At 59.7% G+C, this 26141-nt stretch carries 22 protein-coding genes, 2 pseudogenes and 1 riboswitch; of the genes and pseudogenes, 17 read left to right on the top strand and 7 right to left on the bottom strand.

The features are described 5' to 3' along the window. Positions 1-19 precede the first annotated feature (19 nt). The 4 genes and pseudogenes from IVB23_RS16085 to IVB23_RS16070 all read left to right on the top strand — a co-directional run bounded on the left by IVB23_RS16085 (position 20) and on the right by IVB23_RS16070 (position 4140). Positions 20-1042, top strand: coding sequence for an ABC transporter substrate-binding protein (locus tag IVB23_RS16085; RefSeq protein WP_247284001.1), 1023 nt, complete (start codon positions 20-22; stop codon positions 1040-1042). A gap of 54 nt (positions 1043-1096) precedes the next feature. Next, positions 1097-2362: a CoA transferase gene (locus IVB23_RS16080; RefSeq protein ID WP_018454575.1), complete on the top strand. Its 1266-nt coding sequence runs from the start codon at positions 1097-1099 to the stop codon at positions 2360-2362. Positions 2363-2417: 55 nt separating this feature from the next. Beyond that, a complete protein-coding gene (locus IVB23_RS16075; protein WP_018454574.1) occupies positions 2418-3245 on the top strand; it encodes a citryl-CoA lyase in 828 nt (275 codons plus the stop codon). Next, positions 3242-4140 (top strand): annotated as a pseudogene (locus IVB23_RS16070) (SMP-30/gluconolactonase/LRE family protein). The gene IVB23_RS16075 and the pseudogene IVB23_RS16070 overlap by 4 nt, the downstream one beginning before the upstream one ends. 581 nt (positions 4141-4721) lie before the next feature. Here the strand turns inward: IVB23_RS16070 and IVB23_RS16065 are convergent. Continuing rightward, entirely contained in the window at positions 4722-5237 is a 516-nt protein-coding gene (locus IVB23_RS16065; RefSeq protein ID WP_247804214.1) for a GNAT family N-acetyltransferase, read from the bottom strand. A gap of 600 nt (positions 5238-5837) precedes the next feature. Between IVB23_RS16065 and IVB23_RS16060 the strand changes: the two genes are divergently transcribed. Together IVB23_RS16060 and IVB23_RS16055 are read left to right on the top strand one after the other, a co-directional pair. Continuing rightward, the gene (locus tag IVB23_RS16060; RefSeq protein ID WP_247804213.1) at positions 5838-7052 is read left to right on the top strand and encodes an EAL domain-containing response regulator; all 1215 of its coding nucleotides are present in this window, start codon (positions 5838-5840) and stop codon (positions 7050-7052) included. 609 nt (positions 7053-7661) lie between these two features. Further along, positions 7662-7865 (top strand): 4Fe-4S binding protein, encoded by a 204-nt coding sequence (locus IVB23_RS16055; protein WP_247804211.1) that lies wholly within the window; start codon positions 7662-7664, stop codon positions 7863-7865. A 21-nt stretch (positions 7866-7886) separates the two neighbouring features. On the opposite strand, the gene IVB23_RS16050 is transcribed toward IVB23_RS16055, so the two are convergent. Further along, positions 7887-8288, bottom strand: a complete 402-nt coding sequence (locus IVB23_RS16050) for a hypothetical protein (RefSeq protein ID WP_247804210.1) — start codon at positions 8286-8288, stop codon at positions 7887-7889. 213 nt (positions 8289-8501) lie between these two features. Here IVB23_RS16050 and IVB23_RS16045 point away from each other — a divergent pair, with 213 nt between their 5' ends. The 5 genes from IVB23_RS16045 to IVB23_RS16025 all read left to right on the top strand — a co-directional run bounded on the left by IVB23_RS16045 (position 8502) and on the right by IVB23_RS16025 (position 15705). Beyond that, positions 8502-8699: a hypothetical protein gene (locus IVB23_RS16045; RefSeq protein WP_247804208.1), complete on the top strand. Its 198-nt coding sequence runs from the start codon at positions 8502-8504 to the stop codon at positions 8697-8699. A 248-nt stretch (positions 8700-8947) separates the two neighbouring features. Beyond that, positions 8948-9148, top strand: a riboswitch (cobalamin riboswitch). Between the two features lie 99 nt (positions 9149-9247). Then, the gene (metE, locus tag IVB23_RS16040) at positions 9248-11563 is read left to right on the top strand and encodes a 5-methyltetrahydropteroyltriglutamate--homocysteine S-methyltransferase (protein ID WP_247804207.1); all 2316 of its coding nucleotides are present in this window, start codon (positions 9248-9250) and stop codon (positions 11561-11563) included. 899 nt (positions 11564-12462) lie between these two features. After that, entirely contained in the window at positions 12463-13998 is a 1536-nt protein-coding gene (locus IVB23_RS16035; RefSeq protein ID WP_247804206.1) for a DUF6538 domain-containing protein, read from the top strand. A gap of 136 nt (positions 13999-14134) precedes the next feature. Next, positions 14135-15508, top strand: a complete 1374-nt coding sequence (locus IVB23_RS16030) for a DUF6538 domain-containing protein (RefSeq protein ID WP_247804205.1) — start codon at positions 14135-14137, stop codon at positions 15506-15508. An 11-nt stretch (positions 15509-15519) separates the two neighbouring features. Further along, complete coding sequence (locus IVB23_RS16025; protein WP_247380287.1) at positions 15520-15705, top strand: hypothetical protein; 186 nt, start codon at positions 15520-15522, stop codon at positions 15703-15705. Positions 15706-16250: 545 nt separating this feature from the next. Here IVB23_RS16025 and IVB23_RS16020 read toward each other — a convergent pair. The 4 genes and pseudogenes from IVB23_RS16020 to IVB23_RS16005 form a co-directional block, all read right to left on the bottom strand. Next, positions 16251-17858, bottom strand: coding sequence for a hypothetical protein (locus IVB23_RS16020; RefSeq protein ID WP_247804203.1), 1608 nt, complete (start codon positions 17856-17858; stop codon positions 16251-16253). Positions 17859-17861: 3 nt separating this feature from the next. Next, positions 17862-18143, bottom strand: a complete 282-nt coding sequence (locus IVB23_RS16015) for a hypothetical protein (protein ID WP_247804201.1) — start codon at positions 18141-18143, stop codon at positions 17862-17864. A gap of 1376 nt (positions 18144-19519) precedes the next feature. Next, positions 19520-20232 (bottom strand): annotated as a pseudogene (locus tag IVB23_RS16010) (IS5 family transposase). 118 nt (positions 20233-20350) lie between these two features. Continuing rightward, positions 20351-21085, bottom strand: coding sequence for a hypothetical protein (locus tag IVB23_RS16005; RefSeq protein ID WP_247804199.1), 735 nt, complete (start codon positions 21083-21085; stop codon positions 20351-20353). 255 nt (positions 21086-21340) lie between these two features. On the opposite strand from IVB23_RS16005, the gene IVB23_RS16000 reads away from it, so the two are divergent. From IVB23_RS16000 to IVB23_RS15990, 3 genes are read left to right on the top strand one after another with little or no spacing between them, the layout of a single operon-like run. Then, positions 21341-22063, top strand: coding sequence for a hypothetical protein (locus tag IVB23_RS16000; protein WP_247804197.1), 723 nt, complete (start codon positions 21341-21343; stop codon positions 22061-22063). Further along, a complete protein-coding gene (locus tag IVB23_RS15995) occupies positions 21957-22649 on the top strand; it encodes a hypothetical protein (protein WP_247804196.1) in 693 nt (230 codons plus the stop codon). The genes IVB23_RS16000 and IVB23_RS15995 overlap by 107 nt, the downstream gene beginning before the upstream one ends. Position 22650: 1 nt before the next feature. Next, positions 22651-23196, top strand: a complete 546-nt coding sequence (locus IVB23_RS15990; RefSeq protein ID WP_247380304.1) for a hypothetical protein — start codon at positions 22651-22653, stop codon at positions 23194-23196. Positions 23197-23397: 201 nt separating this feature from the next. Here IVB23_RS15990 and IVB23_RS15985 read toward each other — a convergent pair whose 3' ends face one another. Then, positions 23398-24240 carry a toll/interleukin-1 receptor domain-containing protein gene (locus IVB23_RS15985; RefSeq protein WP_247804194.1) on the bottom strand — a complete coding sequence of 281 codons (843 nt, stop codon included), beginning with the start codon at positions 24238-24240 and terminating at the stop codon, positions 23398-23400. Positions 24241-24448: 208 nt separating this feature from the next. Here IVB23_RS15985 and IVB23_RS15980 point away from each other — a divergent pair, with 208 nt between their 5' ends. The 3 genes from IVB23_RS15980 to IVB23_RS15970 are packed head-to-tail and all read left to right on the top strand — an operon-like array spanning position 24449 to position 26127. Then, entirely contained in the window at positions 24449-24820 is a 372-nt protein-coding gene (locus IVB23_RS15980; protein WP_247380312.1) for a TIR domain-containing protein, read from the top strand. A gap of 7 nt (positions 24821-24827) precedes the next feature. Beyond that, positions 24828-25817, top strand: coding sequence for a caspase family protein (locus tag IVB23_RS15975; RefSeq protein WP_247804193.1), 990 nt, complete (start codon positions 24828-24830; stop codon positions 25815-25817). Between the two features lie 4 nt (positions 25818-25821). Then, positions 25822-26127 (top strand): hypothetical protein, encoded by a 306-nt coding sequence (locus tag IVB23_RS15970; protein ID WP_247804192.1) that lies wholly within the window; start codon positions 25822-25824, stop codon positions 26125-26127. The last annotated feature ends 14 nt before the right edge of the window (positions 26128-26141 follow it).

Raw genomic sequence — 26141 nt, 5'->3', positions numbered from 1 at the left:
CTCAATTATGGAGGTTCGCATGCACGTTTCCATAAGATTGATGCCGGTGGTGGCGCTGGCCGCATTCTCGGTCATTTTGGCGCATGCCACCGAGCCCGAGAAAACAAAATTGAAGATCGCGGTGGGGTCACAAATCCTCAACTATATGCCTGTCGAACTTGGAGTGAAGCTTGGCTCCTTTAAGGAAGAAGGCCTTGACGTTACCGTCGAGAACTTCCAGGCCGGTGGCTCAAAGGCTCTGCAGGCCCTGATCGGCGGCTCTGTCGACGGGACTATCGGCTTTTACGATCATACCATTCAGATGCAGGTGCTGGGTAAGCAAATTTCCTGCGTGTTCCTGCTGAATGACATTCCCGGCGTCCTGCTCGGTGTCCGCAGCGACCTCGCCGACAAGGTCAGATCCGGCGCCGACCTGAAGGGGCTCAGGCTCGGGATCACGGCGCCGGGGTCATCGACGGAGAGTATGGCGCGCTACTACATCAAGAAGTCAGGATTGGGTTCACGCGATGTCAACATCATTGCCGTCGGCAGCGGCGCACCGGGCATGGTGGCGCTTGAGGCCATGAACGTCGATGCCCTGGTCTATTTCGATCCCATCGCGACGCTTCTCGCGCGCAAAAAGAACGCGACAGCGCTGTTCGATGCGCGCACGATCGAAGGCTCAAAGCAGGCCTTCGGCGGGTCCTATCCGACCGCGTGTCTCTACCTTCAGCAGACTTTCATCGACAAAAATCCCGAAACGGTCCAGCGCCTGGTCAACGCCTTGCTCAAAACTCACCGCTGGATCAACGCAACGCCGACGGAGCAGCTCGTCGATACGATTCCTCCTGGTTACAAGACTGACAATCGCGAGGTGAATATCGAAATCATGAACGCATCGAAAGCGCTCTTCTCGCCAACCGGACAGATGGACATCGAGGCGGCCAAGGTCCCGCTGGCCGTCCTAAGCGACTTTGATCCAAAAATTGCTGCCGCAAAGATCGACTTGAACAAAACCTTCACCAATCGTTTTGCGGAACGCGCCGCACAACAACTGAAATAGCTGCCAGCCGGCCAAGCCCTCACCATCGGATCACCTAAAGGAAGGCGTCTTCAGATGTCTCTGCCGCTCACCGGCATCCGCGTCCTGGACCTGTCGAACGTGTTGGCCGGTCCGTTCTGCGGTTATCATCTCGCGCGTCTTGGCGCGGAGGTCATCAAAGTCGAAAATCCGAACGGCGGCGACCTCGCGCGGCGCCTCGGCGCCGATCCGCAAAGGGCAGAGCGCTTGCAGGGCCTCTCTTTTGTCGCGGTGAACGCCGGCAAGCAATCCGTGGCGCTGGACTTGAAGTCGGAATCGGGCCGCGAGGTATTCTTGCGACTCGTCAAGGAAGCCGATGTGGTGCTCGAAAGCTTCCGGCCGAAGGTGATGGAACGGCTTAGCCTAGGCTTTAATGTGCTCAGCAGGCACAACCCGCGTCTCGTCTACTGCGCGATCTCCGGCTTTGGGCAGAGCGGGCCATGGTCCGCCCGTCCGGCCTATGACCAGATCGTTCAGGGTCTGTCTGGTGCCATGAGCGTCACTGGCGATACGGCCTCGGCTCCCCTGCGCACCGGCTTTCCAATCTCGGACACGATTGCGGGACTCACTGCTGCCTTTGCCATCGCCGCGGCTCTGGTCGAACAGCGGCATAGCGGCCGCGGTCGGTTCATTGACGTGTCCCTGCTCGAAGCCACCGTTGCAGCGATGGGATGGGTCGTCTCCAACCACCTGAACGCTGGTGTGGAACCGCAGCCCATCGGCAACGAGAACTTCACCGCGGCTCCCTCCGGCACGTTCCGCACCGCAACAGGCCCGCTGAACATTTCCGCCAACGAGCAGAAGCAGTACCAAGCCCTATGCGACCTGATTGGCCGACCGAACCTGAAGACGGATCCACGCTTTGCTGAGCGCGAGATGCGCAAGGTCCATCGCGCAGCGCTGAACACGGAGTTGAACCAGGCGTTGAGTTGCAAGCCCGCTGAAGAATGGGAGGCCCAAATGAATCTGGCTGGAGTCCCCGCAGGCTGCGTGCTGACGGTTTCCCAAATCTTGCAGCAGCCACAGCTCCTCGAGCGCGGATTCGTCGAGACTTTGGCCCCAGAACAAGATGGTGCGCAGCCGTTACGAATCATGCGGCCGGGCTTCCGGCTGGATGAGGAGTTTTCGGTGCCTTCACCACCTGCGACGCTCGGAGCAGACACCGAGCGATGGCTGCAGCGGCTCGGCTATTCGTATGCGGAGGTCGAGCAGCTGGTCTCAACCCGGGCCGTCGGGACGCCAAAGCAACGGGCGGCTGATTTCCTGCCCGTCCGCGTAGCCGCGGACGGACCAATATCATGATATTCGACGGCTTGCGGCGATCGGCAATGGCAGGGTTGAAGGGGCGGAACCGCAAATGAGCGAAGAAGAATTGCGGCAGCAAGCGGCCCGTTGGTGGCGAACCTCCATCTGCGACATCGCGCCCGGTCGCATCGCCTATCGGGGTTATCCAATCGAAGATTTGATCGGCCGGATTTCCTTTCCCGCCATGATCTGGCTGATGTTGCGCGGCGATCTGCCGACGCCAGCGCAGGAGCGGCTGCTGCAAGCTGCGCTGGTCGCGTCCGTTGACCACGGTCCGCACGCGCCCTCCATCGCAATTGCGCAGATGGCGGTGAGCTGTGGGCTGCCCCTGAATGGTGCGATGGCGTCCGCCATCAATACACTCGATGAGGTGCACGGCGGAGCAGGGGAGCAGGCGGTCGAACTCTACGAAGATGTGCTGCGGAGGCGCGATGGCCTAGAGATCGGCGAGGCCGCGGCCGCCGCAATTGACCATTTCACTGCAAGGTGCGGCAAATATCTGCCCGGCTTCGGCCACCGGTTTCATTCGGTCGACCCCCGCGCCGCACCGCTATTGGCGCTGGTGGATGACGCAAGTGCTGAGGGCAGTGTCAGCGGCGACTATGCCAAGGCCGCCCGCGCGATCGAGCGGGTGATGCAGCAGCGCAAGGGCAAACTCATCCCAATGAACATTGATGGCGCGACCGCGGTCATTTACGGCGAGCTCGGATTCGCGCCACCGCTGGCGCGCGGCGTCTTCTGCCTGTCGCGAGCGGTCGGAATCCTGGCCCACGCCTGGGAACAGACCAGGCGCAAGGATCGTAACAAGGGACCGATGCCCAAGCAGTTTGGCTACAAATATGAGGGACAGCCGCGCCGCACGCTGGGAGGCCCGTCATGATGTATCTCGACAAGCCGCCTCAGCTGGCTGAGACCCGCGTGTTCTCGTCGATGCCGCGGAATTTCGTCGCCGTGGTGTTTCCTCGAAATGGGCCGGATGCCAACCGCGGAGGCCATCGGTGGATTGTTTCATCGAGGGGCCGTCGTTCGACAAGTCCGGGGATCTCTACGTCGTCGATATCCCCTTCGGCCGCATTTTCCGGATTTCGCGCGACGGGATCTGGTCTCTGATAATCGAATATGACGGCTGGCCGATTGGTCTGAAGATCGCACCTGATGGCCGGGGGCTGGTGGCCGACTACATGAACGGCCTCATGGAGCTCGATCCGCAGCGGGATACTATCAGCCCGCTTCTGGGGCACCGCAATTCCGATTCCTTCAGAGGCTGCAACGACCTGCATATCGCGACCAACGGCGACATCTATTTCACCGATCAGGGGCGAACTGGATTGCACGATCCGACCGGCCGGGTGTTCCGACTGCGTCCTGACGGCCGGCTCGATTGCCTGATTTCGAACGGGCCAAACCCGAACGGGCTGGTGCTCAGTCCCGACGAGGCCGTGTTGTTCGTTGCAATGACGCGCGACAACAGCATCTGGCGCGTGCCGCTGATGCGTGACGGCGGGGTTGCGAAGGTGGGACGGTTCAGCTTGTTCTTCGGGACCAGCGGTCCTGACGGGCTGACGATGGATCAAAAAGGGCGGCTCTTTGTCGCGCACGCCTCCCTCGGCCACGTCTTCGTCATGGCGCCGAACGGCGAAACGATCGCCCGCATCAAGTCCTGCGCTGGGGCGACCTGCACGAACCTCGTATTGGAGGCGGCAAACGGCACATTGCTCATTACGGAATCCTCTACCGGATCAGTGTTGATGGCTGATCTCGCTCACCTTCCTTGAACGTTCGCCAGCAGGAGTGACAAGGTGGTACCGAATCCTTTTACGCGACGGTCCACCGAATCAAGATGCAGGAAGGAGCCCGGTAGATGATGTGCTTGCCAGTTGCCGAGGCATCGTACTTGGCGACGAATGGATCGCATTTGTGTGCGGTGATCCGAAACTGGCGTCAGTAAGTCGCATTGTGTGGGAAGCACGAAAGAACGACTCGGCTATCTTTGTAAGGCTGGGTCGGGCTTCGCCCGCAACGGGCCGCCGCCGACCTGGCTCCGCCGACTTTTAGCCGGGCAGGTTTCGGCTCGCGATCCACGAGCCTTGAGAAGACCATCGTATCGCTTCGCACCATGAAGAACGATTTGATGGCTAATATCTTAAACGTTCCCGCCAAGAAGGTCAAAGAGGTAACCGCTCGCAGTGAAGTAAGCACCGCATCAGCGTCGAGGTTCTCGATCATCCTCGGCCCCGACGCACGCGTTGGAGCGTTCGTTTGAGAACCAACAAGCAGCAGGATTTGCTGCTTTGAAGGTCTTTACTGATAGGCCCAGGAGCGCTTTTAACTGTGTGGAGCAGAGGTCGCAGTACTGTCATAGCCTCTTGCGCGCGCGCAATCCTCCAACCCGATATCCCCTCTCCTCATAGAAACGGCGTACCCGTTCGAAGGCCGGATAGCCATCCGGGGGCAACGCAACCTCAATCATCTGCCAGCCTCGGCGCTTCGCCTCCGAATGTACCGCCTCGAGCAGATGCCGACCGTGGTCAGAGCTTCGGAAGTCGCGAGAAATCCATAGCTCCTGAAGCACACCGTACGCTCCGGCCGCTCTCACGGCCTGTACGGCCGAGATGGCAGCGACCCCTACAATCTGCCCGGTGGCTTGTTCCTCGATGACAAAAATGAAGCCCTCTTCGGGATCCTGAATCAGGCGCAAAGCAGCCTGCTTCGCGCCTTCAAGGCTGAACTCTGGTCCGGGACCACCTAATTCAGAAAGTAGCTTTCCGACGGCTTCTACGATCGCGTTCTCATCTCCTGGCACGCCTTTGCGCAAAGCCGTGCCCCCGTGGGGCAAGCCTTGCGCTTCAGCGCCAACACGAACACCCGTCACGTTAGTCCCTCCAGTCCCTCTTGAGGATATCCATGTTCAGAAGGATACAGAGAACGCAACTGAGAGAAACTATCAAGCTCGATAGGGAATAGGACGTCCGCACTCGCTATAACCAACAGAGGTGAGGTAAGTGCAAGCTGTTGCCGTTCTCAGAATCGACCGCGGCTTGACCCGCTGCGAACTCAGTTGGATCTCCTTCGACTAGATAGGGAATCCACGAGACGGCACATTCGCGCGTGGGCAGGCCGGCCATGCCGATCAAACATTTCGTAGGAGAGATTGCTGATCATCACTCACGAGAGTCGATTCAGTACATCTTGCAGCATGATCATCGCCGTGGCATAGGGCGCATCAGCTCGGCGCGTCCGAAGGTGAGATTCCCCACACTCGTGTGCGTCACTCGTACAAAGTTGCGCGAGCCGGGACAGGTATCATACGCGTGCGCCCGACAAAATCGTCTGAACAACATCGCGAAAAGATTTTGCACGCTAATGCACTATCTTAAGCTTACCTCGAAGAATCGAAAGATAATGGCAAGCACTGCTTGTTTGGACCTTCGCTCCTCGTTTAAGGGACCTTCACGGAAGGGGAGTGGTTGCGATGGAGCATGGGCAGGCCGAACTGGTCGGAGGGAAACCTGTAATCTTCGGCCAGCGTAAGGTGCGGCCGCGAGCGTGCGTGGCCGTCGGCAAGCGGCATCTGCGCGCCTTTCTACGCGATGTGCTAGAGGATATGGGGTTTGTGATCAGCGAATGCGGGACTGCTGACGAGCTGCCGCGCGTACTCTGCACGGACTTCCCTGATCTGATCCTGCTCGGCATTGGCTCGGATCGCATCGAGCCTGGACGATTGCTCGAGATACTCGTACGCGAAGAATTTGCAGGCAGAGTGCTGGCGTTCGGCGCCCGCGAGTCGATCGTCATGACGGCAGTGCAGCAGGTCGGGGGCGAATATGGACTTGATATGCTGCCGCCGCTGAGGACGCCGTTTGCAGCCGAGACGCTGCGCGATCGGGTCGCCATGCTCTTGCCCAGAGAGCCGGCGCCCCGTCCCGCAGTCCATGTCGGAGAAGCCTTACACGCTGGCTGGCTTGAGCTCTGGTATGAGCCGAACTTTGACCCGTGTACCCTCAGCCGCCGCGGCGCCGAGGCGCTTGTGCGAATGCGGCATCCGACCTGGGGCGTTGTTCCACCAGCGTATTTCATCCCGGAGGCTCACGATCCGCATTTTAGGGAGTTGTCGCAGTTCGTGATCGACCGCGCGATCAAGGATTGGCAGTATCTTCTGGAGCAGCAAACTTCGATCGATCTCTCCATCAATCTCCCGGCAGCATTCCTGATTGACCCGCAGGCGGTACGCGATCTCTGTCAGCGCATGCCGTCGCACCCCGATTTCGGCGGCTTGACGATTGAAATCGAGAGCGAGGAAGCGATCCAGAACCTAGATCTCCTGATCGAGGTCGCGCGTGAGGTTCGCTTTCACAACATTGGCCTGGCAATCGACAATGTCGGCGCCAATTGGCCGCAGCTGATGGGGGTCGAAAAATTCCCGTTCACGAAATTAAAAGTGGACCGGCAGTACGTCGCCGGTTGCGGAAATGGGCCCCTGAAGCGAACGGTGTGCCGCCATATCGTCGATCTAGCCAAAAAGTACAGTGTGCGCACCGTCGCCGCAGGTGTGGAGAGCCACGCCGACCTGATCGCTGTGACCGAACTCGGCTTCGACCTTGCGCAGGGCCATCTGTTCGGAAAGGCCATGCCGCTGAAGCAATTTGCACAGTCATCTTTCAGCCCTGTTCCACTTCGTCCAAAATAGTTGCATGAGAAGTGGCTGAGCACGGCCAGGCAAAGCGTACCAGCGCTCGCCCGCACGCCATGCCTACTCGGCACCAGGCATGCGGCAATTAAATCGGTCACTTTGCAAAGCCGGTATCGCTCCTCCCGGCGCAACTTCATTTCCCTCCGAAGCGACGACCGAAGCATGTTGTAGCACAACCTGTTTTGGCATGCCTCCAGCGAGTCAATCCGCGGAGTTAACGTTGCAGCCGTGAGCGAGGCTTGCACGAAACCTCCAGTCAGGGCGTGTTACCGGAGGTTTGCCGAGGTCCGCGTAGACGTGCGTCGGCTCGCGGCTTTTAGTCGCGCCGCAGGTTTCGGAATCGTCGAGCGTCGCTTGCCCCGCGCTGCCGTGCCGGACAAACCAACGGAAGCTCGCAGCGGTCGAGTCGCGACTGGCTCTCGGAGTAGGGCTCGAGGGCTCGCATAGCTTGAAATTGAAGTGGCCCGTCGCTGTCGCAGATGCAACATGGTCTCAGACCCGGGACAGCACAATTGGGCAAATTGCCGACCGTTGACCGCGTCTGTGTTTGGCACGGCATTTGAAAGGGATCGCCAATGGCATCGCTCGCCTAAGGAGTCGGAAGACATGGCTTACAAGATCGTCGCTTCGCAATGCACCGTTTGTGGGGCATGTGAGTTCGAGTGTCCCAACGCGGCGATCAGCCTCAAGCGCGACATTTACGTTATCGACGCCAAAAAATGTACGGAGTGCGAGGGCCATTGCGACACGCCGCAATGCGCGGTGGTCTGTCCGGTGCCCGACACCTGTGTCCCGTCTAAGACAGCATAAGCAGCCCGCGTCCAGAAGGCTTCACCGCTCGATTTCGCGAACGAAGTAGTAGATGTCGAGCTTGAGGAGGCCGCCGACCGCATGGGGCGCATCGAGGTCGATCAACATCGTTATGAGCTTAAGGCGTCGATCGACGGCGAGAAGCCCTCGAAGGGCTCTGTCAAAGGACACCGTCAAATTTGTCTCGAATAAGGACAAAGCCGCCTCGATGCTCCAGTCGCCGCGTTGAGGCTTATCGTCGCTGGCTGACGAGCCGAGGCGAGGTGGACGGGCGTCGAATATCGCAAGATCGATTTGCAGGATGTCTAAAGCTACGTCACGGCCGAAGCCGAAGAGACGGTCTCCTGGCGCGACGAGATCGGTCCGGAGATCCTGAAGACGTGCGAGAAGCTCGGCATCCGCTTGGCCGTGGTCACCGTGCACGAGTGATGGAGTCTAGGGTTATAGCACAATCCCGCCGCCCGCGCTCTCGCCGCTTACTCCAGTTTCGCAAGTCAGCGTGCATCCTGAGGTCCGGAACTGTTCCTGCGATGTCGCGCAGTCCAACGTCCAGGCTGCACTACTCGTCAAGCGACGGACACAACGAAGGCGCACGCCAAAGTCGCTCAGCAGTGAGTGCCTGGCCAGGAGATCATCTTGACCAACGCCACGGAGGCGATCGAGCTCGCGGTTCGTCGCCGGGTCAGCCGAACACAGGCAGTCCGACCTGATCATCCGTTCGATCCCTGGAGCAATCCGGCCTTGGCAATTCCTAAGCAGGCTCATCGCGCTGTGATCAAACGGATGCCGGCGAGGATGATCGCAACTTCCTCACAGGCGAGTTCGAGAAACTGAAAAGATCAGGCTTTGTCGCGATCATGCAGATGTCGAAAGCGCCCAGCGCGTTCGTTCTGCTCGCGTTAGCCCATCCGATTACGCGAACAGGGTGTTGAGCGGACGCATTCACAAGTCGGAGCCTCCACAGATTCACGCGTTTTCACCAGGCCGGGAGTAAGACCGTTGAAGCCTACCTGGTACAGCTCGCAGTCGCTTGGGCAATATCGCAGCGACAGCTAGTAGGTTGACCGATCGATCCTCGTGCGCATAATGTCAGCCGTCGTGGTCTCCGGATTTCGTTTGATCCGGAGCTAAGAGAGAAGCCGGTGCAATGCCGGCGCTGCCCCCGCAACTGTAAGCGGCGAGCCGCTGTCCAACGAAGTCACTGAAGCCATGCGGCTTCGGGAAGGCCGGATAGCAGCGACGACCCGCGAGCCAGGAGACCTGCCTCGACAATATATCGTCCACGGGCGGGGTGTCCCGGTGTGCGCCAAGCAGCTGTCGCTCACACGATATTCGCTGCATGCGTCCGCCATGGCCTTTGCCCCAATTATGGGGTCTGAGCTATGTCTATTCTTTCGCTTCCCGTTGCCACACTGGGGACGTCACGCATCGGCCCACGACGCGAACTCAAATTCGCGCTCGAGAGCTACTGGGCGGGAAACTCCAGCGAAGCCGAGCTCCTCGAGGCGGGGAGTGGACTTCGTGCCGCTAATTGGGCACGGCAGAAATCCTGCGGTGCGACCGTCATTCCTTCGAATGACTTCTCGTTTTACGACCATGTGCTCGATACCAGCGTAATGGTCGGCGCCATTCCCGACGTCTACAGCTGGACCGAAAGTCCTGTGTCGCTCAAGACCTACTTCACCATGGCGCGTGGCGCTCAGGACGGTGATCACGCTCAGCATGGGCCTGGCGTAGCCGCACAGGAAATGACGAAGTGGTTCGATACCAACTACCACTACATGGTGCCGGAATTTCAGCAGGATCAGATCTTTAAGTATTCCTCTCGAAAGCCGATCGAGGAATATGAGGAGGCAAAAAGCCTCGGCTACCAAACGCGCCCCGTCCTAGTTGGCCCAGTCACTTTCCTGAAGCTCGGCAAAAGCGCAAATCCCGCATTCAATCCGCTGTCGCTGCTTGATAGGCTCCTCCCAGTCTATGTCGATGTTCTCCGCGAACTAGCCTCGCGCGGTGCTGAATGGGTTCAGCTCGACGAGCCATGCCTAGTGATGGACGTCGACGAAGCATCGCGGGCGGCTGTCCGCCGGGCCTATGCTCATTTCGCAAAGGTTGTGCCGGCCCTTAAAATCATGCTGGCCACATATTTCGGGGCTATCGGCGACAATCTTGAAACAACCTTAGCCTTGCCCGTTGCCGGGCTTCATGTCGATCTGGTTCGGGCACCTGACCAGTTGGACGCAATTGTCGCCACAACCCGTAGAGATCTCGTGGTCTCGCTAGGCGTCGTTGATGGTCGCAACGTGTGGCGCTCCAATCTTCCGGCGCTGCTCGACCAGCTTGCTCCTATGGTCCAAAAATTGGGCAGGGACCGTGTTCAGATTGCTCCTTCCTGCTCGCTGCTTCATGTTCCGATCGACATTGAGCTAGAGACCGATCTCGATCCCAATCTGAAGACGTGGCTGGCGTTCTCAGTTCAGAAGATCAAGGAACTTTCGATATTGGGCAAAGCGCTGGCCGGCCATGCTGCCGAGGTGGCCGATGAACTTGCGCTTTCGGAGGAGGCAGCCGTCACCCGCGAAACATCGCCCGAGATCCACAATGCGAATGTCGCCGGACGAATCGCCGCGATCGACGATAGCATGCGTCGCCGTCGCAGTGCGTTCACCCAGCGTGCCGACGTCCAGCGCGTCGCGTTCGCATTGCCGATGTTTCCAACGACAACCATCGGATCCTTCCCGCAAACGGCCCACGTCCGGAATGCGCGTGCGGCTCATGCGCGGGGAACGCTGAATGACACGCAGTACGAGGAGCTTCTGAAAGCGGAGACAGCCCGTACCGTGCAGTGGCAGGAAGATATCGGCCTGGACGTGCTCGTACACGGTGAGTTCGAGCGCAATGACATGGTTCAATACTTTGCCGAGCAGCTGTTGGGCTTCGCTTTCACCAAGCACGGCTGGGTTCAGTCTTATGGCTCGCGGTACGTTCGTCCGCCTATCCTGTTCGGAGATGTCTCCCGGCCGAAGTCCATGACCGTTGAATGGTGGCGCTATGCGCAGTCTCTGACCAAAAAACCCGTCAAGGCTATGCTGACCGGACCGGTGACGATCCTGAACTGGTCGTTTGTCCGTGACGACATCTCGCGGCGCGAGACATGCCGACAGATCGCTCTCGCGATCCGAGATGAGGTCATCGACCTTGAGGCGGCTGGAGCGACCATGATCCAGATCGACGAGGCTGCGTTGCGGGAGGGATTGCCGCTACGCAAATCGCAGTGGAAGAACTATCTCGATTGGGCAGTGGACAGCTTCCGCGTTTGCTCCTCCGCTGTCGCCGACGGAACTCAGATCCATACTCACATGTGTTATTCCGAGTTCAACGAAATCATCGATGCGATCGCAGCAATGGATGCCGACGTCATTTCAATCGAGACGTCGCGTTCTAAGATGGAATTGCTCGAGGCTTTCAAGAGCTACAAATACCCTAATGAGATCGGGCCCGGCGTCTATGACATTCATTCACCGCGCATTCCCGCAGCGGCGGAAATCAAGCAGCTGATTGTGTTGGCGCGGCAGCGAGTTTCCGATCGGCAGCTCTGGATCAATCCCGACTGCGGACTGAAAACGCGAAGGTGGGAGGAGGTGCGTCCCGCGCTCGTCAATATGGTGGCCGCCGCACGCGAGTTGCGGGCTGAGCCATGATGGGTGCGGAGCGTTTCGCCAACGCGTTTGTGAATAAGATGCACGCGCTTTGGGGGCTTACGATGTCCTTGCGAGCTCCCAAAGTTTCCAGCGCCTGGGAATGCCGGCCGGCGCCGGCGGAGGCGGTCGCATACAGCCGGCGACAAGCTCGGTTTTCGATCCGACGGCGGACAGCATGCCGGCGATGCCCGATCAGGTCACATATTCCGAAGTCAACGCTCGACGCGAAGCACAGCGCTATTTTTCATTTATCCATCGCGTGGATGCGTCCCATCACAACAATCTATTTTACCGCCCTTGCGGAATGTCATACGAAATTCGCGCCTTGGCACGCTCTTCCGGAAGATAATCGAGCGTTGTTGGTGTTTGGGGGTGCCAAATGCTGCTGCGCGACGGCAAACTGCCGCTTGTGTTTCAGGGCACGGCAGCCAAACCGCTTGCGCGAAGGATCCCAGCTCGATCACGGCACTGCCTTGCCAGTCGGACAGCGGGCGAGTGGTGGGCAAGTCGTGAAGTTTCCGACAGGAGCGGAAGGCAAGCGGCTCCAGATTTCGCGCGGAGTGATATCCGCTTCTCGTTGTTTGACGGCGAATGCCCTCGCCGTAAATCGATCGCCGGTAGTCCTCCCTACCGGCGAAAGCTGGTGCGATGCGTAAAGCAGCGTTGTTCCTGCGTGACTTTCGCCCGGCCTCCCGAGGAGGCTGGGCGTTTTTTTGGTGCGCCAGGCATGGCGCGGACCGCCGTGACTGGCGCGATTCGACCGGAGTGGTGTCCGGTCGATGACTTGGAGGTAAGAGTCCTTTCCTGGGCACCATTCTCCTTCTAAACCATTGGTTTAGAAAGAAATAAGCAAGATCAGAGGCTTAACGCTACCCGCCTGGTACAAAAGGCTGGTACAAATGCCCTTGGCAATGTCTCGTCCCTGGAAGCATCCCAACAGTGGTGTCTACTGGCTCCGTAAAGGTGTCCCGGAAGACCTGCGTGCGCTCGTTGGCAAGCGCGAAGAGAAGCGCAGTCTCGGCACGCGAGATCCCATTGAAGCCAAGCGGAAGCACGCCGAAGCGCTGGCCGAAATCGAGGAGCGATGGGCCAACCTGCGCGCTGGCCCCAAGGTTCTAACCGAACGGGAAGCCCACGAACTGGCTGCCTTTGCTTACGAGCGGTGGTTTGAGCAACACAGACATAATCCTTCGCTGCAGACAGTCTGGAATGTTGAACTCGGAGGTCGGCTATTTGCCCCGGCACCCAAGCCGAAGGCGGGCCAAATCTATGACAGCACATTTTTGTCCAACCTCGATCCAGACTATTTCGAACGCCTAAGGATGGAAACTTGGTGCTTGGACGGCGCCGATGAACGCCTCAAGGCCTGTGGGTTCAAGTCAGATGAAAGGAACCGCCGGACGCTAGCCAAGGCAATTGCAGCAGCCGTGCAACGCGCCAGCCTCATGCTCGAACGGCTGGCAAACGGCGAAGCTATTCCGACTATGTTCTCGCCTGCGGTTACAGCAGTGACGATATTGCCGCCGACATTGTTGCCGCCTCTGCCATTAGCGGATCTTGTAAAGGGATGGGCGGCCGAGCGACGCCCCGCGGCTAAAACGCTTTACGAGTGGTCCCGTGTCGTTCGTCAGGTTGGAGAGTTCCTCGGTCACAGCGATGCACGACGGCTAACCGGCGAGGACTTGGTGTCCTGGAAGGGCTCCATGGTAGCGGCCGGACTTCGGGCCAAGACCATTCAGGACGCCAAACTAGCTCCTTTGCGGGCTATCCTGCAGTGGGGCGTCCATAATAAACACCTTACCTCCAATCCTGCTGAAGGAGTCTCGCTCGCCGCCAAGAGCAAGCAGAGCGAGAAGAAGCGGAGCTTCACGGACGAAGAGGCCAAGACGATCCTGCGCGCAACCTCGGCAGAGAAGGATCCTGTCAGGCGGTGGGTGCCGTGGCTCGGCGCTTATTCGGGGGCACGCGTCTCAGAGATTTGCCAATTGCGGTCCGAAGACGTCCTAAAGATCGATGACGTCTGGTGCATGAAGCTCGATCCTGAAGCGGGCTCGCTGAAAACGAGTGGCTCGGAACGCGTCATTCCGGTGCACCCGGCCTTGCTTGAGGCTGGCTTCGTGAAATTTGCGACGCGGACGAAGCCTGGCCCGCTATTCGCTGACCTGGCGCCGGACAAGTTCGGAAAGCGTGGTGGCAATGGCACGAAAGTTATCGGGCTATTCGTTCGCCAATTGGGATTGGCCGATCTGCGGCTATCGCCCAGCCATTCTTGGCGGCACCGTATCAAGACTCTGGGGCGCAGGCACGGATTGGCTCACGACATTCTGGATGCGATCACCGGTCATGGCAGCCGATCGGTGGCCGATTCGTATGGGGAGTTTCCGGTGGAGGCGCTCTTTCGCGAACTTTCGAAGATACCGACACTAAGCCTTTGAACCCGTACCGTGGGTTCGAATCCCACTCTCTCCGCCAGCCCTCCGCGAAAGCCCATATGATTCAAGTTCTATCGATAGAATAAGGCCTTAGCAAAAACCCGGTGGTACACAAAAGTGGACTCCACATGGGTAAAAAATGCTCGAACCCTGGAAGAACCCACGGAGCCGGAATTTCTGGTTTCGCCGGCGCATTCCGAAAAAATACCGTGCCTTCTTCGGTGACCGCGCCGAAATCAAGATCTCGCTCGGCACCACCGTGCGCTGTCAGGAGGAGAACCTCCGGCTGGAGCGCGCCTGGCGTCGCAACATCGTCGGGCGGCCGCCGGACCAGCTGACCTACGAACAGATCTCGGCGCTGGCGAGCCTCGTGTTCGACGAGGCGGTGGCGGCGCAGCGCGCCAATCCCGGTCCTCCGCTGGAGCGCGCGAAATCGCTGCGACAGCTGCAGGCCCGGCAGCGCCGCGACTGGAATCTGATCCCGATCGGTCAGCACCTGCGGCTGAGGTTCGGGGCCGAGGTCGCGGCCTTCCTCGACAGGCACGCCCTGTATCTGGTCGGCGACACCTACGAGACCTTCATCCGGGCATTCGTCAAGGCCAAGGAGGACGCGGAAACGGCGCTGCTTCGCAAGGCGAACGGCGTGTACGGGCCCGATCCGGAGCGGGAGAAGTTCGCGTCGGCCGAAGTTCTCAAGCCGAACGGCGGAAAGGTGCCGGCGCTGGCGACCTTCGACGCCTACGCGGAGGATGCGGGGCTCGCGCCCAAGACGAGATCGGCCTGGCGGTCGAAGATCCGCGACCTGATCGCCTTCGTCGGGCACGACGATCTGGCGCGACTGACGCGCAAGGAGGTGCTGGCCTGGAAGGAGAAGCTGCAGAGCGAGATCCTGCCCCGGCGCAAGTCGAAGCGTAAGAAGGGCGGGCCTGCCGTCGGCGCCGACGACACGCCGGCAGAGCCGAGGACGCGCGACCGCAAGACCATCCGCAACGTATATCTCGCCGCGCTCCGGGCGACGCTGAACTTCGCGGTGAACCGCGAGGATTTGACGACCAACGTCGCCAAGGGGATCGTCGTCAAGGTGAAGAAGAAAAAGAAGCAGCGCGAGAAGGGATTCACCGCCGACGAGGCGCGGCGGATCCTGACCGCGTCGCTCGAGCCGCAGCCGAAGGCGCTGTCGGCGGAGATGGCGGCCGCGAGGCGCTGGGTGCCGTGGATCTGCGCCTATACCGGCGCGCGGGTGAACGAGATCACCCAGCTCACGCCGCTCGATTTCGGAATCGAGGAGGGCTTCGACTACATCCGCCTCGACGCCTCCGCGACCAAGACGGGGGACTACAGGAAGGTCCGCTGCACGAGCACCTCCTCGACCAGGGACTGCTCGACTACGTCAAGAGCCGGAAGAACCGCCCGTTGTTCTACGAACCCAAGCGGTCGCGCGGCGGCGACGGGAAGCACTTCCGCAAGGTCGGCGAACGCCTGGCGGAGTGGGTACGCAACACGGTCGGGGTGACGGACACGGACGTGCAGCCGAATCACGGCTGGCGCCACCGCTTCTCGTCGCTGGCGCGCGCGGTCGACATGCACGTGGACGTCCAGAACATCGTCCAGGGCCACGTGGGGGAGCGGACCGCCTCCGACTACGGCGACGCCTGGATCTCCACCGCCCATCGGGAGATCTCGAAGCTGCCCCGCTATGTCGTGAAGTGAACGTCGGCGGACGCGTGGAGCGGGGCTTCACGTCCAATTTCACGCTTGCAGCCGCGCGATGTAGTTTCGCTCCCGGAAACAAGGATGCGCGATGAAGAATTCCTACCGAGGCATATGGTCCGAAGGCGAGTTCGATCGGCCATTCTTCGTGTCGGTCGTCCCTCCCTCGGGCAGACGGCTGTGGCCGGTCACGACCGAGGCAGAACGAAGCTACGCCGACGGCGAACCCGTCACGGTCGTTTCTACACCAAGACCAAGACGGTGACCTCGCGCTGGCCGTCCGGAATAAAAGGTGGGGCGCAGTTCGCTATGCCTACGACGTAGGAAGTAGGATTGTGCTTCCTGTCATCTGCATCGGAACCACCGACAGCCTGAATGCCGATCGATGCAGCCGATGAAGCGGAGGATGAGTTCTGCGCTTCGGTCGAATGCTTGGCTGAATATCCTGATCAGGCCGGGCGGCGCTTGGCCCGATTTCGCCGTGCCGTGACGCGTGGCGATGATCCACCTGGCGGGGCTATGTTCGAGGTGGTCGGTCATCCCGATCACCTCAATCGGGGTCTCCAATCGATTTCGACGTTGTTGCCGATCCGCTTCGCCACATATCCGACGAGTGCCACGAGCGCGCTAAAAATCGCCGTGAGAATGGCAGTGCGCTGTTCCCAGCCCAGTTTTTCCCACTTCGTCGGGTTTTCGCGACCACCATTCTTCCACAGCGCCTTCGCGATCCCCGAAAATCGGACCTTGGCGGTATCGTCGAAGCTTCCGACAAAGTCGCCCAACGCGTGATATTCGTCGAGGGGACGCGCCGTGGTGGATGTCTTATCGATGTCCAGGCTCGCGATGTTTCCTCCGAAGGCGACGAAGTCGGCGTTGCCCGAGGGATCGTCGCTCGATTTGCGCCCGGCTGGCCGCAGGAAGGACACCCAACCGTTTCCGCCCAGAATCTTGAGAGCGCTCTCCTCGACGCCGTAAACAGAAGCCGGCTCTTGTCGCTTGTTGAGCCGAACGACCAAACCCAGGTAGGCGTCCGCCCCGCCGATAATGACGCGATCACGCTTCACGGCCCCCACGGCATCGACCGACCTGCATGCGAGTTGGCCAATCGTCTTCGAGGTGCCTCGAGGCTTGGCGGCTTGAATCGAATAGGTCTTGCTATCCGCCTTGATGGTTGCCGTGCGACCGGAAGCCGTAATGCCGGGGTTGGACGTGGAAGCCAGCACGGAATTCAGATAGAAACCGAGGCTGCGTCCCTCGCTTTTGACGGCTATCGAGGCGTCCTTGTCGACGAATTGCGTCGTCTTGCTTCTCTGCGAGCCGGAATCCAGATCAAGCGAATACATCGCGAACGAACCGAACTTCGTGGTCATCGTGCCGCTGGTCTTCGCCCGATCGAGGGTACCGAACTCGGCAGGACCAGCATCTAGCGAGACGGACAGTTCGGTCAGGTCTTCGATACCGATGCGATGACGCTCGACCGAGCTCGCAGTGTTCATCCCGTCGCCGAAGCAATCCGCGTAGAACTCGATCGTGGCATCGAACCTGCCCGATTTTGCAATTTTGCTCCATTGCACAGCGAATTTGTTGTCGTCCCCCGGGCTGTTCCAACGAAGCGAGCCGTTCTCGATCTGGGAGGGAAAGATCTGAAAAGGAGCACGGTCCTCGTCGTCCTGCGCGCGGCGTCGCTTCCTGTGTCCATCGGCGGCTACGCCCTTGGTTCCGATCACTCCGTTGACGGGAGCGTCGAGTATCGCATCCAACCGCACCGGAATGGGTCGATAAAGGAATTCGGCCATATGGAACACCGTCGAGCCAATGCTGATCCCGAGAACGAGAACGACGAACGCGGCGGCCACACCACGCGCGATCTTCGGTCCGCGCACATGAGTATAGCAGCCGCGCCCCGCCATCATGATGGCGACCAGAACGAACGCAACGACGATCGCTCCCGCCGCATCCGCAATCAGGTTCTCCAAAACATAAGGTGCCGAAATAACGCCTTCGAGCATTCCAATCGCCAGGTCGCAGGCCACCAGCGAGAAGTAGGAAGCAACGACTGCGGCCACGAAGACATTTCTCGCGCCGGTTCGACCGAAGGAAAGACCGACTATGACCGATGCCATCGCCAGAAACGGCCACTGAAAGGCCGACAACAGTCATTGTCGAAGGCTCGGAAACCTTGCCAGGGTGTCCTGATAGGCCGAGCCGTATATCGATGGCGAATCGCTGCGGATGAGAGCATAGATGTAGTTCTGGATGTCCGGTCCGGTGCTTAAAACGAACGACAAGCCCACCACAAGGCAAGCAGTCGACACGATCCAGCTTCCCAGTGCCAAAGGATGTTGGCGAGCGAATTGAATCGTCCTGCGAAGCTTCAGTTTCAGTACGAGCCAATAGCAGCGCAGTAAGGTCGATTGCAGCATCAGCATCGTCTTCAAACGCTATCCCCGAACCAGGCGCTAACCAGCAGCAGCCGGCCGTGCCCGCAAGATCATCAAGGGCTCTTGCTGAAGGAGTTGCCAGACCTCCCATGCGAACGATGTGATCGCGATTCCGCCGAGAATTTGCGAGCCAACGTGAAACCATATGTACCTTTGATAGGATGAGCGTGCGGGAGTCCATCCAGTGCCCCGTTCTGCTTCGATCAGCGGACTGATCCGCACGGTCAGGATGATGCGCATTACCTGATAGACGAGAATGATGATCGCGGGTAGTGCCGAAGTCCATTCCGCCCCGAAGACAAAGTGGTATTTCAAAAGCTTGATCGCCCGTTTCCAATCTTAAGAATGTTTGAAAATATCAATGACTTGTATGGAGAGTGAGGAAAGCAGGCGGCCACCGTGTACATAAATTCGCACGAAAACGAGGTCGCGCCATATCAAATGAGGAGGTTTGGCTCGTCACGGCAGCCTGCGATTGCTGGATACGACGGCCCGGCAGACCCCTGTCAACCTGGTCGCCGCCATCAAGGTGCAAGGCGAGCCAATGCGGCGGAGTCCTTAGGATCGAGTGGGTCAACATATACATGACGGACCTCCACGCTCGGCAGCCTGGCACTCCGTCGGATCTTTCCGATCGATCGACAAAGCTGCTCGACGCGGTTCGCATAAATCGAGGCGTAAGCCTCCTCCGGGACCGCAAGCATTACCCGATCGAACATCCAAGCGGTGCCAAAAGCCCGTAATACCCATTCGTCGCATCGGTCGCGATACATGGCGGAGTTCCTATAAGGACCCACCACAAGGACCGCCAATCTCTGGGGCGGATCGGCGGCGATCACCGACGCGGGGCGATCGGCGCTCGACCTGATGGAGAGCAAGCCTACTGACTCGGAAGTGCAGCAAGCGCAGAAAATGGCGTCCGAGCCGTCTCCGGCCATCGTGCTTTCCGAAACTTCGCTTGCTGCTCCAGCCTCGGCGTCTCCAGCGACCTCGGCGGGACGCAGGCCGACGATGGCGCACTGCGAACGCCTCTCGTTAAGCGAACGGTTGCGGTGATCACTTTTGCGAATGACCGCAAATGGTCTTAATCGCCCAATCTTCGGTACGAAGAGCCAGCTTAACTAAAACCATGGAAGGGCAAGTCCGGCAGTCCTGCTCAATGCACCGAACTGATACCGTCATCCATCCTCAAGAGAGTGTCGCCGTATAGCGCAATCTTGAGGGCCTTTTGGTCTAACGCGAAGACCATGGCTTCCTGAACGAGGCCGGCCTCCTTCATCTCCTTAAAGATATCCGAGTAGACGTCACTCTTGTTCCGAGCGCCTTCCAAAAAACGGTGAAGTAGAAGGCTCCAATCTAGGGTCTGTTTGGATTCATCTTGAGTTTGTCACGGCGGCGGTCAGATTGATCATTGCTTCGAAGCTCAAATCGGTTTTGTCGGCGCGCATGGCGATCCGCTTGAATTCCTTGAGCTTGCAGAAGAAATTTTCGATCAGATGCCGCCATTTGTACATTTCCTTGTCGATGGCGAGAGGCTTGGCGCGACGTGGGTGCTGGGAAATGACCACCTTGGCGCCGCGCTTGTCGAGGTCGGCGATGATGGCATTGCTGTCGAACGCCTTGTCTGCGATCAGCGCATCGAAGGCCAGCCCTTCGATAAGCGGCGAGACGCCGACCGTGTCGAAGCGCTGGCCGGGCAGCAGCACGAAACGCACGAGATTACCGAGCGCGTCGGTAAGTGCCAGGATTTTGGTGGTCATACCGCCTTTCGAGCGGCCGATGGCTTGGTTTTGCGTCCCCCTTTTGCGCCCTGTCCGTGGCGGTGGACTTTGACGATGGTGGCATCGACCATGACGTATTCCATGTCCGGCTCGTCCGAGACCGCATCGAACAGACGCTTCCAGACACCTGCCTTCGCCCAGTCGCGGAAACGCGTGTATACGGTTATCCAGTTGCCGAAGGCGCGCGGCAGATCGCGCCATGGGCTGCCTGTCCGGGCGATCCACAAGACTGCTTCGACAAATAGCCGGTTGTTCTTGCCGCTCCGGCCGGGATCAGCCGGCTTGCCAAGACAATGTGGTTCCATCTTCGCCCATTGGGCGTCAGTCAAAACGAATCGGTTCATCCCAAGCTTGAATCACAGCCAAGCCCAAATGAGAATCCTGAATCCAAACAGGCCCTAGGTCGCGGGCGGACCCGGTGGATCACTTCTTGCCGGCTAGTGCCCGCGACCATTTCGTGTCGGGATAGGGCGGGAGAAGCAGAGGCTCGCAGCAGAGACTCTCGAAACGTACCCCTGCGCTTCCGCGCGCGGCCTCAGTATCGATCACCAGCCGATGCGTAGCTTGTGCGAATACCTCGCCGACGAGGGCCGGGCTCGCCCACGGTCGTTCGTTCTTTCCTTTCAGGAACATGAACACGACATACCCTGATTTTTCGAGGGCGTCCTTCGCCTTGGCGGCCGCGTCGAAATCCTCTTTGGTGAAGGCGATGAAAACGCGATCGTCCGGCGCGGCGTTCAACCAATCTCTCACGAACCGGCATGCCTCCTCATCTCCCGGAGGCTTCGTGCGATCGCAATCCGACTTCTTCTTGGCCAGCCGCTTGGGCACCTCCTTAGGACGATAAGCGAAGAGCACTCCTGCGCGTCCGTCCGCAAAGGCCAACGCCCAGCCTTCCTTCGTGAAACTGTTCCAGTTCTCCCTTCTCGGAGCATAACCCGCGAGCGAAGCGAGCCTCGGTTTGTCCGGTGGCTTTAAGGCGGAGGCGTCCCCCAACACGACATCTAATCCGGCCAGGTCGAGAACCCGCTCGACTGCGCTCAGGAATTTGTTGTCGGGACCGTCTCCCTGGTCGAAGACGGCACCCCACGCCATGCAGGCCATCAGCGACAGCAACGCCGCGGCTAACAAGCTCGGAATGGATTTCCCGCACGCCATAACCGGTCGCGCTCCCGAAAACATCCACCTTAATGCTCGCAAGCGGTCTGGGAAGCTAGGGGATTCCCTTGCACGCCAAGCTTGTCCGGTCCCATCCTTCAAGGCCACACTGCGAGTGCCACCCTGGACGTGTGAGCTGCGATGAACGCCTTCGACGCATTCGTATGCTACCGACGATCCGACGGCGCACTCGCCACGCGACGGACCAGGCGCCTCTTGCAGGACTATCGTCCACCCCGCGAGGTGGAGAGTCCCGTGGGCAAACTGCGGGTTTATCTGGACACGATCTACGAACGGGCCACCAACGACTTCTTCGAGCGCGTCACGCTGCCCGCGCTGATGTCTTCTCGCTATCTGATCGTCGTGGCAACGCCGGATGCCGCCCCCAGGGAGCAGGCGACCAACGATTGGATGCGTCGGGAAATAGAAGCATTCGAGGCGGGCCCGAATCGGGGCAACATCATTCTCGTGCGGGCGGCCGGCGCGTTCGCCGGACCTCTGCCGGGCGATCTCGCCGTTCGCTATCCCAACATCGAAATCATAGACATGAGGGGATACGGTCCCTTCGCCTTTCTCAATCCGGCGAAGGCATCAAGGCTGGCCGACGAGACCGTCAAGATCGTTGCGCCGCTTCTCGGGCTGACGTCCGAGGACATGCCTGCCATCAGGCGGGAGGAGGAGCGAAGGCAGCAGTTCCGGCTCGGCCGCCGGTTCGGCGATCGCGGTGATCGGCGCCGTGACCGCAGCTCCCGTGTTCGCATTCTTGAGCCGCAACAACGCGCTCGATGCGCTTTCGCGCAGCGTGTTCGCGACAGAAAGGACGATCCAAACCATCCGGTCGCTACAGCCCGGCGAGGCGCGAAACAATCTCTTGGCCAGCAGTTGCGATCTGCTCGATTCACTCGCCGACCGAGCTCCTTCTCCGCCGCAGGCGCTGGCGCTGGTCGCGTGCCGCGCGGAACGGGCGGACGCGCATGATCGGCTGAAGGAGCCGGATCGAGCCGCCGAAATGCTGGCGGCGGCGACGAAGATTGCAGAGGAGGGGTTCGCGCGAACGGGAGCGGCCGACGACGCGCTTGCGGTCGTGGAGGCCCGGCGCGCAACGCTGGAACGCGCGATTCGGACCGATATACAAAACGCAGGCCGCGTGGCGTCGGATTTCGCGACGCGCGCCCTCGAAATTGCGAAGAAGATGAAAGAGGAGCACGAAATTCCGGAAACGGCGGCCAGGGCATTGCAGAAATCGGCAGTCGAGTTTCTTCAGGCGAAGCAAGATGATGCTGCACTGGATGCGGTCAATGCGTCCATAGAGGCGGGGAGTATTGCGCTTAGTCGGCAAGAGCGTCTCTCGATGCAGCTGGAACACGTCGTCACTGTCGCACTTAAATCGCAAGTGTTGTTCGAAAGGGAAGAGAAAGGCGCGGCGGACGAAGTCAGAGCCAAAGCGAAGGCCATGCTCGACCAGATCGATGGGAAGAAGGCGGACGCGGAGGGGCTGGCGCGGCGCTATTCGGAAGCTGCTGACCTCGTCGCGAAGACCGGCAAGGGTTACCTGGACCGATAAGATGAGCAGAAGCTTTGTGACCGCCTTTGCCCTTTCCCTCGTCTCAGTCGGACTATTGCTGTGCGGTGCCGGCGCAGGCCTGGCGTATCTTTTGGTCCCCGAGGCTCCACGAAGGTACGCAACGGCGATCTTCTCATTTGCCGTGCCACCAGGCTGGACGTGCCGGCGGGAGCAACTGGACTATATCTGCGACAGTGGGCATCCACCGTTCGCTTCCATCGTCATCTTTACGATGAAGCATCGGGGTACTCATGACACCCTCGATGCTTATGAGGACCATCTTCGTGGCCCTATTCCAGCGGTTGGCAACAAAAGCGGCGAAGCCGAACTCGTATCCCTCAAACGCGTACGCATCGCAGGTACGGATTGGGTAGAGGGAATACGCAAGAACTCGGAGGTTCCGAACTACGAGACGACGTATCTGGCGGGAATCACCGCCGAGGCGGCCGTTCTATTCACCTTCAGCATCCACGAACCGGCCGATCCGAAACGCAGACGCCAGCTCCGTTCGATGGCCGATAGCTTGGTAATCTATCAGCGCCGGTAGCGTCATATTCGCTCGACCAAAGTCTCGATGATCCGAAACCAAATATGCGACTTTATCGACGAGATCTTCGTTCCAGCGGTTCGACAAATCGACGCCAGAGGTAGTCAGCCGCAGCTTCCGGCGACAAGTGCTTCAGATCGACGTCGTCATAGTGGCCGAACGCCGAGCCCATCGTGGCGCAGAGGAATAAGGCATCATCGGTCACCGAGAGCATTTCGTTGACCGCGTTTCCGGAAAAGAACGTCCCTCGTAATACGAAATAGCGTCGCGCGAAAACGCTCCGCCCAACCAAATGTGACACGCGCATTCGCTGTTGCCGTGCATAAACACCTCGGCGACGAAGTCCATTTCGCCGCGGAATTCGATGTCGGTCTCGACGAAATCATAGCGAGCCTTCAGAGCCTCCAAGCCGTTCCGGAACTTGTCGGTGATCGCGGCATACGAGTTTCTGATGAATCGGCGACGCTCTGCGTCCGAAGGCCTGCGTCCGATGTGCGGCAGGTAGGGATTGTCACGCCGATTCGCCGTTGCGGAGCGCGGCCCGGGGAAAGCGGTCGCCACCTTTCCGTCGGGCTGTGCTGGAAACGGCGGCTGAGCTTCGGGCTTGGCGCGTCGCTGCTCGATGCCTTTCAGCAGCCACCGGCGGGCCTCATCTTCCTCGAGGCCGACCAACTCGATGCGAACGATCTGCCGAAGCAGCCCCTTGGGCTCGCAAGGTCTAACCATCACCGGCACGACCTTGCCCTCGACGCCACGTGGATCCCGAGCAAAAGCGGCGGCCCATTCCGAGGCCGCGAACTGGGATGTCAGGTAGTCCGGCGAAAGCACCAATAGGGTCCGGACCGCTTCCGCGGCCGCTTCCTGCATTTCCAGCACAAAGTTGGTTCCCGGACGGAAATCCCACGCCTGGATCGACGTGCTGAACCCCGCGTCCTCGAGAACGTATGCTATCCACTCGGCCCACGTCCGGTCGGCCTTGTTGTAGCTAATGAAGAAATCCGTCATGTCGGGAGGATTCGCCTCGTTGAGGTTTTCGATGATCATATGGTCGATCCATGGATTCGCAATCGGCCCGCGGCTGCGGCGGGTTTCGCGCGCGGCCGCTTAGCCCGTTTGGGGCGGCATTCCGTTCCGAACGCGCGGTTCTCGGGAACACCCCGGGGTGTCCACTAGGTTATCTCGGTCGCGTCAGCGGCTAAACGGAGCCAGGGCCGTGCCGGGTGGTTCGTCGGCCCCAGTGTTGGAGACCCCAATGGCGGACAAGAAAGTGGTATTCGTTGCCTTCGCGATCGAAGACGAGCGGCAGCGCGATTTTATGAAAGGCCAATCGCTGCACACGAGATCGCCTTTCGAGTACATCGACATGTCGGTGAAGGAAGCGTACGACACCGCCTGGAAAGAACGCGTGCGCACGCGGATCCGGCGGTCCGATGGTGTGATAGCGCTGGTCAGCAAGAACTCCCTATCTTCCAGCGGACAGAAGTGGGAGATTCAGTGCGCCAAAGAAGAAAAAGAGCCGCTGCGCGGCATTTGGGCTTACGGCGACGACCGCACCAATCTTGAAGGCGTGAATACCACGGTCTGGACATGGGACAACATAAAAGACTTCATCAATACGCTGTGAGATCCGCATGACCAGAAAGGCGCTCATCGTCGGCATCGACCACTACGACTACATCACACCGCTCACGGGTGCGGTCAACGATGCACATTCCGTCAAGGCGATGCTCGAGCGGAACGCGGACGGGTCCCTCAATTTTGAAGTGAGGCTGATCACCGGTACGGGGCCTGCCGACATCGTCGACCGTCAGGAATTCCGGGACGCGATCGAACAGCTGTTCGCCGCAGACAGCGGCATCGAAGTTGCGCTGTTATACTTCGCTGGCCACGGCCATCTGGAAGCGACGGGCGGCTATCTATGCGCCGGAGACTGCAAGACGGGGCATGACGGGGTGCCGCTCGGCGAAATCATGACCATGGCTCATCTGTCCAAAGCGCAGAATAAGATCATCATGCTCGACAGTTGCCATGGTGGCATCGCCGGCTCGCATCCGACGCACACAAGCACTGCGGAGATCAGCGACGGAGTTACCATCCTCACGGCATCGACCGCCGAACAATACGCCAGCGAAAGCAATGGAGGTGGCTTGTTCACCAGCCTGCTGGTCGACGCCCTGGGAGGGGAAGCGGCGAATCTGATGGGTGAGATAACTCCCGGCGCCGTCTATGCCCACGTCGACCAATCGCTGGGTAACTGGTCGACGCAGCGGCCTGTCTTCAAGACGAACGTCAAGCGTTTCGTTTCTCTCCGGCGCGTACAGCCGTCGCTCGAATTGTCGGAACTACGGCGCATCTTCGATTTCTTTCCGGCGGCTGGGCACCATTACCAGCTCGATCCGACCTTCGAGCCGGAACGCCCCACGCCCCCGCCCGGCTACGTGCCGCCGCCCGACCCAAAAAAAACCGAGATCTTCGCCATTTTGCAGAAATACAACAGAGTTGGCCTGCTCGTTCCGGAAGGTGCCCCCCACATGTGGCATGCGGCCATGGAGGGCAAGACCGTTCGTCTTACCGCGCTGGGCGAACATTACCGGAGACTGGTCGCAAACAATCGGATCTGACCCAATGAGCACGCCCATCTCACAGAAGGCGATCGACGAACTGATCGAAACCCTCGCCGGCATCGAGCATGAGCGTTGGTCACACTGGCAGCGCTATATGCACGAGCAGTGCGAACGCCGGCCGGACGGCTCGCTCACTATCCCGCCGATGCTGGTGTCGCAATGGGAGCGGCAGTCAGCCACCGCTTATCCCGATCTCAACGAGAAGGAGAAGAAAAGCGACCGCGATCAAGTCATGCACTATTTGCCGGTCGTCCTGAATGCCTTGGATGTCGTGCCGGAAACGAAGCTCGGTGGCGAAAGCCAATAACCCCTGAAAGCGCC

It is taken from the genome of Bradyrhizobium sp. 191 (genome assembly GCF_023100985.1).
Taxonomy (GTDB): domain Bacteria; phylum Pseudomonadota; class Alphaproteobacteria; order Rhizobiales; family Xanthobacteraceae; genus Bradyrhizobium; species Bradyrhizobium diversitatis.
Note: the sequence above shows the minus strand (reverse complement) of the source record. Positions and strands in the feature narration are given on the sequence as shown.

Bases quoted from the DNA above. Each gene is read 5' to 3' on its own strand.
- IVB23_RS16005 (WP_247804199.1), bottom strand. From the start codon at position 21,085: ATGGCGTGCGGGAAATCCATTCCGAGCTTGTTAGCCGCGGCGTTGCTG.
- metE (WP_247804207.1), top strand. From the start codon at position 9,248: ATGTCTATTCTTTCGCTTCCCGTTGCCACACTGGGGACGTCACGCATC.
- IVB23_RS16075 (WP_018454574.1), top strand. From the start codon at position 2,418: ATGAGCGAAGAAGAATTGCGGCAGCAAGCGGCCCGTTGGTGGCGAACC.
- IVB23_RS15980 (WP_247380312.1), top strand. From the start codon at position 24,449: ATGGCGGACAAGAAAGTGGTATTCGTTGCCTTCGCGATCGAAGACGAG.
- IVB23_RS16030 (WP_247804205.1), top strand. From the start codon at position 14,135: ATGCTCGAACCCTGGAAGAACCCACGGAGCCGGAATTTCTGGTTTCGC.
- IVB23_RS16055 (WP_247804211.1), top strand. From the start codon at position 7,662: ATGGCTTACAAGATCGTCGCTTCGCAATGCACCGTTTGTGGGGCATGT.
- IVB23_RS16085 (WP_247284001.1), top strand. From the start codon at position 20: ATGCACGTTTCCATAAGATTGATGCCGGTGGTGGCGCTGGCCGCATTC.
- IVB23_RS15985 (WP_247804194.1), bottom strand. From the start codon at position 24,240: ATGATCATCGAAAACCTCAACGAGGCGAATCCTCCCGACATGACGGAT.
- IVB23_RS16080 (WP_018454575.1), top strand. From the start codon at position 1,097: ATGTCTCTGCCGCTCACCGGCATCCGCGTCCTGGACCTGTCGAACGTG.
- IVB23_RS16035 (WP_247804206.1), top strand. From the start codon at position 12,463: ATGCCCTTGGCAATGTCTCGTCCCTGGAAGCATCCCAACAGTGGTGTC.
- IVB23_RS16060 (WP_247804213.1), top strand. From the start codon at position 5,838: ATGGAGCATGGGCAGGCCGAACTGGTCGGAGGGAAACCTGTAATCTTC.
- IVB23_RS15970 (WP_247804192.1), top strand. From the start codon at position 25,822: ATGAGCACGCCCATCTCACAGAAGGCGATCGACGAACTGATCGAAACC.
- IVB23_RS15975 (WP_247804193.1), top strand. From the start codon at position 24,828: ATGACCAGAAAGGCGCTCATCGTCGGCATCGACCACTACGACTACATC.
- IVB23_RS15990 (WP_247380304.1), top strand. From the start codon at position 22,651: ATGAGCAGAAGCTTTGTGACCGCCTTTGCCCTTTCCCTCGTCTCAGTC.